This window comes from Pseudomonas sp. GV085 (assembly GCF_003050925.1).
Lineage (GTDB): Bacteria > Pseudomonadota > Gammaproteobacteria > Pseudomonadales > Pseudomonadaceae > Aquipseudomonas.
Genome location: NZ_QAOV01000017.1, coordinates 1 through 11,639, shown reverse-complemented (window position 1 = coordinate 11,639; position 11,639 = coordinate 1). Strand labels below are relative to the sequence as shown.

General features: G+C 60.1%; 9 protein-coding genes and 2 rRNA genes. 8 read left to right on the top strand and 3 right to left on the bottom strand.

What is annotated here, in order from left to right:
* Positions 1-65: 65 nt before the first annotated feature.
* Genes C8K63_RS26680 through C8K63_RS26645 form a run of 8 tightly spaced genes read left to right on the top strand, consistent with a single transcriptional unit; the run spans position 66 to position 9,069 of the window.
* Entirely contained in the window at positions 66-980 is a 915-nt protein-coding gene (locus C8K63_RS26680; protein WP_108219408.1) for a GDP-mannose 4,6-dehydratase, read from the top strand.
* On the top strand, positions 977-1,948 hold the full coding sequence (gene gmd / locus C8K63_RS26675; RefSeq protein WP_108219407.1) for a GDP-mannose 4,6-dehydratase: 972 nt from the start codon (positions 977-979) through the stop codon (positions 1,946-1,948). Before C8K63_RS26680 ends, gmd begins: the two co-directional genes overlap by 4 nt.
* A gap of 3 nt (positions 1,949-1,951) precedes the next feature.
* Positions 1,952-3,394, top strand: coding sequence for a mannose-1-phosphate guanylyltransferase/mannose-6-phosphate isomerase (locus tag C8K63_RS26670; protein ID WP_108219406.1), 1,443 nt, complete (start codon positions 1,952-1,954; stop codon positions 3,392-3,394).
* Complete coding sequence (locus C8K63_RS26665) at positions 3,395-4,192, top strand: ABC transporter permease (protein ID WP_108219405.1); 798 nt, start codon at positions 3,395-3,397, stop codon at positions 4,190-4,192.
* A complete protein-coding gene (locus C8K63_RS26660; RefSeq protein ID WP_108219404.1) occupies positions 4,192-5,451 on the top strand; it encodes an ABC transporter ATP-binding protein in 1,260 nt (419 codons plus the stop codon). Before C8K63_RS26665 ends, C8K63_RS26660 begins: the two co-directional genes overlap by 1 nt.
* Positions 5,448-6,824 (top strand): glycosyltransferase family 1 protein, encoded by a 1,377-nt coding sequence (locus tag C8K63_RS26655; protein ID WP_108219403.1) that lies wholly within the window; start codon positions 5,448-5,450, stop codon positions 6,822-6,824. Before C8K63_RS26660 ends, C8K63_RS26655 begins: the two co-directional genes overlap by 4 nt.
* Positions 6,808-7,938 carry a glycosyltransferase family 1 protein gene (locus C8K63_RS26650; RefSeq protein WP_108219402.1) on the top strand — a complete coding sequence of 377 codons (1,131 nt, stop codon included), beginning with the start codon at positions 6,808-6,810 and terminating at the stop codon, positions 7,936-7,938. Before C8K63_RS26655 ends, C8K63_RS26650 begins: the two co-directional genes overlap by 17 nt.
* Positions 7,939-9,069, top strand: a complete 1,131-nt coding sequence (locus C8K63_RS26645) for a glycosyltransferase family 4 protein (protein ID WP_108219401.1) — start codon at positions 7,939-7,941, stop codon at positions 9,067-9,069.
* Between the two features lie 36 nt (positions 9,070-9,105).
* Here C8K63_RS26645 and mrdA read toward each other — a convergent pair whose 3' ends face one another.
* The 3 genes from mrdA to C8K63_RS26630 form a co-directional block, all read right to left on the bottom strand.
* Positions 9,106-10,998 carry a penicillin-binding protein 2 gene (gene mrdA / locus C8K63_RS26640; RefSeq protein WP_108219400.1) on the bottom strand — a complete coding sequence of 631 codons (1,893 nt, stop codon included), beginning with the start codon at positions 10,996-10,998 and terminating at the stop codon, positions 9,106-9,108.
* Between the two features lie 294 nt (positions 10,999-11,292).
* Positions 11,293-11,408: ribosomal RNA gene (rrf, locus tag C8K63_RS26635) — 5S ribosomal RNA — on the bottom strand.
* A 152-nt stretch (positions 11,409-11,560) separates the two neighbouring features.
* Positions 11,561-11,639: ribosomal RNA gene (locus tag C8K63_RS26630) — 23S ribosomal RNA — on the bottom strand; the annotation flags it as partial.

Below are 11,639 nucleotides of genomic sequence, written 5' to 3'. Positions count from 1 at the left end.
ATTCGTGAAACCTTTCCACGAAGACTGTGGAAACTGGATGAAATGCATGACCAAGGGGTCGCTGTTTGAAAAAGCGTCTGTTTGTCACGGGGTTGACCGGATTCGTAGGACAACACGTCCAATCGCGGTTGCAGGCGGATGCCTCGGAATGGGAGCTTCTGCCTGTTCCCCACCGCTACGATCTCGCCGCGCCGGACAGCCTCGAAAGCTTATGGCCGCAAATGCCCGATGCGGTGATTCACCTGGCCGGCCAGACTTTCGTCCCGGAGGCCTTTCGTGATCCGGCGCGCACCCTGAACATCAATCTGCTGGGCACCTTGAACCTGCTGCAAGCCCTCAAGGCGCGCGGCTTCACCGGCACGTTTCTGTACGTCAGCTCCGGTGATGTCTATGGCCAGGTCACCGAGGAGCATCTGCCCATCACTGAATTGCAGCCACCCTGCCCGCGCAATCCCTATGCCGTGAGCAAATTGTCGGCAGAGTTCCTGAGTTTGCAATGGGGCCTGAGCGAAGGCTGGCCGGTACTGGTCGCCCGCCCGTTCAACCACATCGGCACAGGGCAGAAAGACAGCTTCGTCATCGCCAGCGCCGCCCGTCAGATCTGCCGGATCAAGCAAGGCCTGCAAGGGCCACGACTGGAGGTCGGGGACATCGATGTCACGCGCGATTTCCTTGATGTCGCGGACGTGGTCTCGGCCTACCTGGCTTTGCTGGAGAAAGGCACACCGGGGCAGGTGTACAACATTTGCTCGGGGCACGAGCAGAGCATTCGCAGTTTGATCGAGCAGTTGGCAGTTCTTGCCCAGGTCGACCTGCAATTGGTCCAGGACCCTGCGCGACTTCGCCGTGCGGATCAGCGTCGGGTGTGTGGCAGCCCTGCCAGGCTGGTCCAGACCACCGGATGGAAGTCTGAAATCACAACACAACAATCCCTGCGGGCGATCCTGTCCGACTGGGAGAAGCGAGTACGACAAGAATGACTAAAAGTGCATTGATCACAGGTATCACCGGCCAGGATGGCGCGTATCTGGCCAAACTGCTGCTCGACAAGGGCTACAAAGTCCACGGCCTGGTGGCGCGTCGCAGCAGCGACTCGCGCTGGCGCCTGCGCGAGATGGGCGTCGAGGCGGACATCGTCTACCTGGACGGCGACATGGCCGATGCCTGTTCAGTGCAGCGCGCGGTGATCAAGTCGGCGCCGGATGAGGTCTACAACCTGGCCGCGCAAAGCTTTGTCGCAGCCTCCTGGGATCAACCGGTGACAACCGGCATCGTCGACGGTCTGGGCGTTACCCACTTGCTCGAAGCGATTCGTCAGTTCAGCCCGCACACGCGTTTTTACCAAGCGTCCACCAGCGAAATGTTCGGCCTGATCCAGGCCGAGCAGCAGGACGAGAACACGCCGTTCTATCCGCGCAGCCCTTATGGCGTGGCCAAGCTGTACGGCCACTGGATCACCGTGAACTACCGCGAGAGCTTCAACCTGCACGCCAGCAGCGGCATCCTGTTCAACCATGAATCACCGCTGCGCGGCATCGAGTTCGTCACACGCAAAGTCACCGACGCCGCCGCCCGGATCAAGCAGGGCAAGCAGCATGAACTGCGCCTGGGCAACATCGACGCCAAGCGCGACTGGGGCTTTGCCGGGGACTACGTCGAAGCCATGTGGATGATGCTGCAACAGGACAAACCCGACGACTTCGTGGTGGCCACCGGCGTGACCACCACCGTGCGCGAGATGTGCCGGATCGCCTTCGATCATGTGGGCCTGAACTACCGCGATTACGTGAAGATCGACCCGGCGTTCTTCCGCCCGGCCGAAGTCGAAGTGCTGCTCGGCAACCCGGCCAAGGCCCAGCGTGTGCTGGGCTGGAAACCCAAAACCGATCTGGATGCCTTGATCCGCATGATGATGGATGCGGACATGAAACGCGTCGCCAAGGAGTAGGCCATGCTGATTCCCGTGATTCTCTCCGGCGGTGCCGGGACAAGGTTGTGGCCGGTGTCGCGTGAAGGCCATCCCAAGCCGTTCATGGCATTGCCCGACGGCCAGTCGCTGCTGGGCAAGACCTATCGGCGGGCCGCGGACCTGCTCGACGGCTGGGGCGATATCGTCACGGTGACCAACCGCGAGTACTACTTCCAGAGCAAGGATCACTTTCGCGACGCGCAACTGGGCCGGCATCGCGGGCACTTCCTGCTGGAGCCGACGGGGCGCAATACGGCGCCGGCCATTGCCGCCGCCGCCCTCTCGCTGCAGTCCCTGCATGGCGACGACGCGATCATGCTGGTGATGCCCGCCGACCACTTGATCGTCAATGTCGACGCACTGAAGGACGCAGTCGAGCATGCCGTGACATTGGCCAGGCGTGGTCACCTGGTGACCTTCGGGGTGGTACCGACCGCTCCGGAAACCGGTTTTGGCTACATTGAAGCCGGCACATCACTGGACGATAAAGGCGCTGCCAGCGTGCGGCGCTTCGTCGAAAAACCCGACCTGCAAACCGCGACTCATTATCTGGAAAGCGGCAACTTCCTGTGGAACTCCGGGATGTTCTGCTTCTCGGTCGCCACCCTGCTGGCCGAACTGCAAACCCATGCGCCCGCGTTGCTGGAGCAGACGCAAACCTGCATGGCTGCCAGCGCTCCCGTGGAAAACGCCGGGGATGTGCAACAAGAACTGTCACCGGTCCTGTTTGGCGAAATCATGGACATCTCCATCGACTACGCATTGATGGAACGCTCAGACAAGGTGGTCGTCGTGCCCGCCCGTTTCGACTGGAGCGATATCGGCTCCTGGGGGGCGGTGGCCGCGCTGGTACCGGCGGATGCACAAAACAACCGCGCCGTCGGCGAGTCGATCTTCATCGACAGCCACAACAATTTCGTCCAGAGCGATAACCGTCTGGTGGCGACCGTGGGTGTGAATAACCTGATCATCGTCGACACCCCCGACGCGGTGCTGGTGGCCCACGCCGACCGCGCCCAGGATGTGCGCCGGGTGGCCAGGCAACTCAAGGACAAAGAGCACGAAGCCTATCGCCTGCACCGTACGGTCAGTCGGCCATGGGGCACCTACACCGTGCTCGAGGAAGGCCCGCGCTTCAAGATCAAACGCATCGTGGTCAAGCCCGGCGCCAAGTTGTCGTTGCAGATGCACCACCATCGCAATGAACACTGGGTGGTGGTCGAAGGCATGGCCAAGGTCACCAACAACGGCACCGGCACGCACCTGGTGGCCAAGAACGAATCGACCTTCATTGCAGCCGGTCACAAGCATCGCCTGGAGAATCCCGGCGTGATCGACCTGGTGATCATCGAGGTGCAAAGCGGCGAATACCTGGGAGAGGACGACATCGTCCGCTTCGAAGATCAATACGGCAGGACGGTTTGAATGCTGCGCAATCTTTATCAATCGCTGTGGAGTTACCGGGGTTTCATCCTTGGCAGTGTCAAACGGGAGTTTCAGGCGCGTTATCGCAACTCGCTGTTCGGTGCCTTGTGGACCGTACTCAATCCGCTGTCGATGATCCTGGTCTACACAGTGATCTTCTCCACCATCATGCGCGCCCGCTTGCCGGGCGTGGATGACGGGTTGGCCTACAGCGTCTACCTGTGCGCCGGCCTGCTGACCTGGGGCCTGTTCGCCGAGATCACGACGCGCAGCCAGAGCATGTTCCTGGAAAACGCCAACCTGCTGAAGAAAATCAGCTTTCCGCGCATCTGCCTGCCGGTCATTGTGCTTCTCAATGCCGGGATCAATTTCGCGATCATCCTGGGGTTGTTCCTCGGCTTCCTGCTGATCAGCGGGCGGCTGCCGGGCATGGCGTTGCTGGCGCTGGTGCCGTTGCTGATCCTGCAAGTGATCTTCGCCGCGGGGCTGGGGATGATTCTGGGCGTACTCAACGTGTTCTTTCGCGACGTCGGGCAGTTCTTCGGCATCTGCCTGCAGTTCTGGTTCTGGCTGACGCCGATCGTTTATCCATTGTCGATCCTGCCGCCGGGTATCCAGCACTTTATCGAGCTGAACCCGATGACGGCGCTGATGAACAGCTACCAGAACCTGTTTCTCTACAACCAATGGCCAGACTGGAGCTCGCTGGTCCCGTTGCTGGTGATCGGCCTGTTGTTCTGTGGGATGGCGCTGCGGCTGTTCCGCCAGCGTGTCGGTGAAATGGTGGACGAGCTCTGATGGGACATATACGTGTCAGTGGCCTGGGCAAGGCCTACAAGCAGTACCCGAATCGCTGGAGCCGGCTGTTCGAATGGCTGGTACCGTTTTCCCGCACCCGACATCAACTGCACTGGGTGCTGCAAGGGGTCGATTTCGAGATTCAGCCAGGCGAAGCCGTGGGCATCGTCGGGGTCAACGGAGCCGGCAAAAGCACGCTGCTGAAGATGATCACCGGCACCACCCAACCCACCTGCGGCAACATCCGGCTGCAAGGTCGCGTGGCGGCGCTGCTGGAGCTTGGCATGGGCTTTCATCCGGACTTCACCGGTCGGCAGAACACCTTCATGGCCGGGCAGTTACTAGGCATGCAGGTAGAAGAAATCGAAGCACTGATGCCGCAGATCGAGAGCTTCGCCGAAATCGGCGAGGCCATCGACCATCCGGTTCGCACCTATTCCAGCGGCATGCAGATGCGCCTGGCGTTCAGCGTGGCCACCGCGCGGCGGCCCGACATCCTGATCGTCGATGAAGCGTTGTCCGTAGGTGACGCCTACTTCCAGCACAAAAGCTTTGATCGCATCCGCAACTTCCGCAAGGCCGGCACCACGTTGCTGATCGTGTCTCATGACCGCTCGGCAATCCAGTCGATCTGCGACACCGCCATCCTCCTGGAAAACGGGCGCATGGCCATGCGCGGCAAGCCCGAAGAAGTGATGGACTACTACAACGCCATGCTCGCCCAGCGCGAGGGCCAGACAGTGCGCCAGGAAATGCTCGCCAACGGGCAGGTGCAAACCATTTCCGGGACAGGCGAAGCAGGCATTCTCAGCGTCCGCCTGCTTGACCCCAAGGGCCGTTCGGTGGAGGTGGCGGAAGTCGGTCAGGCGATGGTCCTGGAAGTGCAGGTCGAGGTGCATCAGGACATCGAGCGGCTGATTCTCGGTTTCATGATCAAGGATCGCCTCGGCCAGCCCATGTACGGCATCAATACCCACCGGGTCGACAAAGCCCTCACCGACCTGAGTGCCGGCGAACGCATCACCTACCGTTTTGCCTTCGACATGCGCCTGGGCAAGGGCAATTATTCGGTGGCCCTGAGCCTGTCGCGACTGGATTCGCACCTGGATCGCAATTTCGAATGGCGTGACTACGGGCTGGTCTTCCACGTGATCAACAATCGCCAGGAAGACTTCGTGGGCTGCTCCTGGCTCCAAGCACAGACAAGCGTGACCCGTTCCAGTGAGAGTCGGGTGGAATCCATTGGGGAAACACGATGACCAGACTGTTGGTGGAATGTACCTACGTCTTCGAACACCCGGATGTCAACTCGGGCATTCAACGGGTCGTTCGTAATGTTATTCAGCAATTGCCGGCCGCAGACACCCAGCGTGAATGCATTCCGGTGGTGATGCTCAATGGCGAGTTGTTCGAGGTGAAAAGCCTGGCGCCCTTGCCGACCGTCAAAGTGGACCTGGTGAGCCTGCGGGTGAAGCTGGAACATTTCGCCAATCTGTTCTGGCAGCGCCATCGGGCACTGGAGCGGCGCCGTCCTTTCAGCACATCGAAGTTCGCCCGCCGGGTGCTTTATGTCGGTTGTCGCCTCACCGCGTTCGCCTGCCTGAGCCTGCCGATGCGCCTGCTCGATCGGGTACTCAAGGGCCAGAAGGTTCCCGAGCGCTGCGTGCCGTTGCAGCATCGCGCCGGCGATCAACTGGTGCTGCTGGATTCGTCCTGGCACGCCAACTTCTTCCCCCTGGCCGAGCAACTCAAGCGTGACGGGGTCGGCATCATTTCGGTGATCTACGACCTGATTCCCCTGACCCACCCGCAGTTCTGCGACGCAGGATTGGTGAAGGTGTTCAACGAATGGTTCGACTGGATCGCCCGCACCGCCGATGGTTATGTGGCGATATCGACCACCATCCGCGACCAGGTTCGCCAGGAGATGACCCGCAGGATCGGCTCCACGCAGGTGCAGCAACGCTGGTTCGACTACTTTCACCTCGGCTCCGAACTCGACCTGACCGATACCCGGTCCGCCGTCGACCCGGGGCTGCTGCAGATGTTCAAGACGCCGGACCCTGTGTTTCTGATGGTCAGCACCATCGAACCGCGCAAGAACCATGCGTATCTGCTGGACGCGTTCGAGCGCGCCTGGGCGGCCGGGTCCAAGGCCCGGTTGTGCATCGTCGGCAAGATCGGCTGGAAGTGCGAGGCGCTGATCGAGCGTATCCGCCAGCATCCGCAATTGAACCAGCGCCTGTTCATGTTCAACACACTTTCGGACAAGAGCCTGGAACACGCCTATTCCCACGCGACATCGCTGGTGTTCCCGTCCTACGTCGAAGGGTTTGGTTTGCCTCTGGTGGAGGCCATGCAGCGAGGCCTGCCGGCCATGGCCAGCGACATCCCGGTGTTCCGCGAAATCGGTGGCGAGTACATGGCGTATTTCGACCTCGCCGACCCCCAGAACCTGGCCGACCTGGTCACCGACATGGAAAGCGGTGGCGCATTTCCCGCCCCCCTCAACCTGGATAACTGGCGTTGGCTGAGCTGGCGCGAGGCGAGTGCGCAACTGGTCGGACGCGTCCAGCGCAACCTGCACAACGATGCGAAGGTGCCTGAGAGGCAGCATGCGCATTGCCCTTAACGCCCGCATCCTCCAGGCCCCGCGCACCGGTATCGGCCACTACGTCGCCGAACTGGCGAACGCCCTGGCGGGTGAACCGGATATTGAACTGGCGCTGTTTCATGGCTGGGGCTGGAGTGCTGTGCTGCCTGAAGCGGCCATGCCCGGTTATTCCCGACTGACGCCATTGCTGCGGCAGATTCCGGGGGCCTATCAGGCCCGACGGTGGCTGGAGCAGAAACGCTTCGATCAAGGCCGCGCGCAAGCCATCGACCTTTACCACGAACCAAGTTTGTGGCCGCTGTCGTTCGACGGTCCGACAGTCATCACCCTGCATGACCTGACTCACCTGCACTATCCCGAAACGCAGCCACCGGCGCGCTTGCGAGAAATCGAACGGCGCGTGGCCGACGGCGTGCGACAGGCAAGCCTGATTCTGACCGACTCGCAGTTCATTGCTGACGAAGCCCGGGCACATTTCGGGTTACCGGCCGAGCGATTTGTCGTCGCCCCACTCGGTGTAGCCGCGCGTTTTCACCCGCGGTCCCCCGAGGCTATCGACTCCGTACTCAAGACCCATGGCGTCGAAGCGCGGGAATACTTCCTCTGTGTCGGCACCCTGGAACCGCGCAAGAATCTGTCCCTCGCCCTGCGCGCCCACGCCCGATTGCCGGAATCGGTCCGTCAGCGTTTTCCTTTGCTGATCGTCGGCATGGCCGGCTGGCAGCGCGAGCAGTTCAGCGAAGAATTGCACCAGGCCCTGGCCAGCGGTCATGTCTGTTTGCTGGGCTATCTGCCTGACGAGCACGTTGCGCAGCTGTTGGCCGGCGCCCGGGCATTGATTTTTCCGTCGCTTTACGAAGGTTTTGGCCTGCCGGTGCTGGAGGCCATGGCCTGCGGCACGCCGGTCGTTCTGACCAGTCGTTCGGCCATGCCCGAAGTGGCAGGCTCTGCGGGTAACTATGTTGAACCGGATGAAACCGACGGCTTGCGCGATGCAATGAGTCGTCTGATCGAGGATCTAGCGCATTGGCAGACATGCCGAGAAGCCGGATTGCTACAGGCAAGGCTTTTTACCTGGGAACGCTGCGCGCAAGTCACGGCCAGCGCTTACCGCCAGGCAATGGGAGGTTGAATGCGAGTTCTTCATTTTTTCAAGACGTACCTGCCTGACTCGGTCGGCGGGATCGAACAAGTGATTTTCCAGTTGTGCGAAAGCGGTGCGCTGCACGGCATTGAAGGCAAGGTGCTGACACTCAGTGCCGATCCGACAACGCCGGTGGTGCAGCTCGGTCATCACGAAGTCCATCGGGCCAAACTCGACATTCAGTTCGCCTCTACCGGGTTTTCCTGGAGCGTCTTCAAACAGTTTCGCGAGCTGGCAGCCGAGGCCGACGTGGTCAATTACCACTTTCCCTGGCCGTTCATGGACCTGGTGCACTTCGCCAGCGGCCTGAACAAACCCAGCGTGGTGACCTACCACTCGGACATTATTCGCCAGAAACACCTGCTCAAACTTTACCGGCCGCTGATGAATCGCTTTCTGCACAGCGCCGACCGGATCGTCGCTGCGTCGCCCAATTACCTGCACACCAGTGATGTGTTGCAACAGTTTGAGCACAAGACCCGAGTGATCCCCTATGGATTGAACAAGGCAGGTTACCCACAGCCGGACAGCGATCGAACGGCCCACTGGCGGCAAAAGCTCGGCGACAAGTTCTTTCTGTTTGTCGGTGTGATGCGCTACTACAAAGGTTTGCACATCCTGCTCGACGCCCTGAAGGACCTGGATTACCCGACGGTGATTGTCGGTGCCGGCCCACTGGAAGCACAGCTGCATGCCCAGGCGACCGCCCTGGGTTTACACAATGTTCACTTCCTCGGGCGTCTGGGGGACGAGGACAAAGTGGCGCTGCTGCAACTGAGCTACGCCATCGTGTTCCCATCGCACCTGCGCTCCGAAGCCTTCGGCATTTCGCTGCTTGAAGGCGCGATGTATGGCAAACCGATGATCTCCAGTGAGATTGGCACTGGCACCAGTTACATCAACATCCATAACGAGACCGGGCTGGTGGTGCCGCCGAGCAATCCATTGGCGTTCCGTGAGGCGATGCGCACGCTTTGGGAAAACCCGGTGCTGGCGGCGCAAATGGGCGAGAAGGCACAGGCCCGTTATCAAAATCTGTTTACCGCGGACGAAATGGGTCGCAAATGGACGGCCTTGTATGAAGAACTGCTGGAAGAAAAAGCCCTCGCCTACGCATGAACAGCCGTGATGCCTGTGCTATGAAGCCATGTGGGTTCAGACGTGAGGATCGCCCGGCACCTTGCTCGGCGCAGCGTACTGTGGCTTCAGATGCCCATCCTGATCGAGTAGCCAGGCGTCCATGATCTCCCGGACGACCGGTCCGGCGACGCGGCCACCCGCCTCGCCGTTTTCGATCATCACCGAGATCACGATCTTCGGATGCTCGGCCGGGGCGAAACCGACGAACAAGGCGTTGTCGCGGTTACGCTCGCGGGTTTTCTCCCGGTTGTAACGTTCGCCCTGCTTGATCGCCACCACTTGCGCGGTACCACTCTTGCCGGCGATACGATACTGCGCCCCTGCCGCTGCGGCCCGGGCAATCCCGCGGGCATCGTGCATCACCATCTGCATGCCATGGTTGACCTGCTCCCAGTCGCGCGGATCCTTGAGCAGAATGTTCGGCATCGGATGCTCATCCACCGGCGCGACGCCGTCCACGGTTTTGGCCAGATGCGGGCGATTCCACACGCCTTTGTTGGCAATCAGCGCCGTCGCCTGGGCCAACTGCAGCGGCGTGACCTGCATGTAGCCCTGGCCGATGCCGAGAATCACCGTCTCGCCTGGAAACCAGGCCTGACGACGGGTGGCGCGCTTCCAGGCTTGGGATGGCATCAGGCCAGGGGACTCTTCATTCATGTCCAGGGAGACTTTCTCACCGAGCCCGAACATGGCCATGTAGTCGTGCAGGCGATCGATACCGAGCTTGTGTGCGAGGTCGTAGAAATAGGTGTCGTTGGAACGCATGATCGCTGCATCCATATCCACCCAACCATCGCCGCTGTGATTCCAGTTGCGGTACTTGTGATCGAAATCCGGTAGCTGGTAATAACCGGGGTCGAACACCCGGGTCTGTGGCGTGACGACACCTGCATCGAGGCCGGCGATTGCCACTTCCGGCTTGATGGTCGAACCCGGGGCATAGAGACCACGCAGCACACGATTGAACAGCGGCCGATCAATGGAATCCCGTAGCGAAGAGTATTCCCTGGAACTGATACCGGTGACGAACAGGTTCGGATCGAAACTCGGGTTACTGACCATGGCCAGCACTTCACCGGTCGACGGATCCAGCGCGACCACCGAGCCACGGCGATCGCCCAGGGCTTGCTCGGCGGCTTCCTGCAGCTTGACGTCGAGGCTCAGGACAATGTTTTCGCCTGGCACCGGGTCAGTGTGCTTGAGCACTCGCAGCACGCGGCCCTGAGCATTGGTTTCGACTTCTTCGTAACCGACATGGCCGTGCAGCTGCGCCTCGTAGAATTTTTCGATTCCGGTCTTGCCGATGGATTGGGTGCCTCGGTACTCGACCGTATCCAGAGCCTTTGACTCTTTCTCGTTGATGCGTCCGACGTAGCCGACCGAATGAGCGAAGTGCTCGCCCAATGGATAGTGCCGAACGAACTGCGGCTCTACATCAAGGCCCGGTAGGCGGAACTCGTTGACGGCGAGAATGGCAATCTGCTCTTCGTTCAGCTCATAGAACAACGTCACGGGTACGAACGGATGACGTGCCTGCTTCATGGCCTTGTCGAACTGCGAGCGGTCTTCAGCGGGCAGGTGCAGGAGATTTACCACTTCGTCCAGCTCTTCGCTGACATTGGAAGCACGTTCGCGGGTGATGGTCAGGTTGAAGCTGGGGCGGTTGTCAGCGAGGAGTATGCCATTGCGGTCATAGATCAACCCGCGGGTGGGCGTAATCGGCAGGACATGTACACGATTGTTTTCGGAGATGGTCGAGTGATAGTCGAACTCGACTACTTGCAGGACATACATGCGCACTACCAGCGCACAGGTGACAGCGGCAACGAACAAGGCGCAGGCCATGAGTCTCTTGTTGACCAGGCATGTCTCTTTTTCGTGGTCCTTGATCGGTATCGGTTCGGGCACTTGTGCAGCAACTCTTTGAAAGGGGATGCCGATCCGTGGGCGCAAACTCAGTCCGTTAACAAAGAGCCGCACCATACCAAAACCGTGGAGTCACGTTGGTGTGGTTTTTTTTACAATTGACCTTGTAGGAGCGAGCTCGCTCCGGGCGGCGTTCCGACGAAGAACGCCAGGACACCGCGTGGCCCCAGGCAGTTAGCGTCGTCGTTGACGACCATCGCGAGCGAGCTCGCTCCTACACGGCGGCCAAAAACAAAACCCCTACCTGCGTACGCAGATAGGGGTTTCGGAATTTAATCTTGACGATGACCTACTCTCACATGGGGAAACCCCACACTACCATCGGCGATGCATCGTTTCACTGCTGAGTTCGGGATGGGATCAGGTGGTTCCAATGCTCTATGGTCGTCAAGAAATTCGGGTACCGAACCGTCTTTCGACGTTTCAGCAAATTGGGAATGTGATAGCTTTCGGTGTTTTGCGAGCGTCGAACTTTCGGTTCTTTCGTCTTCACACACCGCAATCTGATGCTTCTTTCGAAGTAGGCAGATTGCTTGGGTGTTATATGGTCAAGCCTCACGGGCAATTAGTATTGGTTAGCTCAACGCCTCACAGCGCTTACACACCCAACCTATCAACGTCGT

What these genes read in the sequence shown, in the direction of transcription:
- gmd (WP_108219407.1), top strand. Translation starts at nt 977, where the DNA reads ATGACTAAAAGTGCATTGATCACAGGTATCACCGGCCAGGATGGCGCG.
- C8K63_RS26670 (WP_108219406.1), top strand. Translation starts at nt 1,952, where the DNA reads ATGCTGATTCCCGTGATTCTCTCCGGCGGTGCCGGGACAAGGTTGTGG.
- C8K63_RS26665 (WP_108219405.1), top strand. Translation starts at nt 3,395, where the DNA reads ATGCTGCGCAATCTTTATCAATCGCTGTGGAGTTACCGGGGTTTCATC.
- C8K63_RS26660 (WP_108219404.1), top strand. Translation starts at nt 4,192, where the DNA reads ATGGGACATATACGTGTCAGTGGCCTGGGCAAGGCCTACAAGCAGTAC.
- C8K63_RS26655 (WP_108219403.1), top strand. Translation starts at nt 5,448, where the DNA reads ATGACCAGACTGTTGGTGGAATGTACCTACGTCTTCGAACACCCGGAT.
- C8K63_RS26650 (WP_108219402.1), top strand. Translation starts at nt 6,808, where the DNA reads ATGCGCATTGCCCTTAACGCCCGCATCCTCCAGGCCCCGCGCACCGGT.
- C8K63_RS26645 (WP_108219401.1), top strand. Translation starts at nt 7,939, where the DNA reads ATGCGAGTTCTTCATTTTTTCAAGACGTACCTGCCTGACTCGGTCGGC.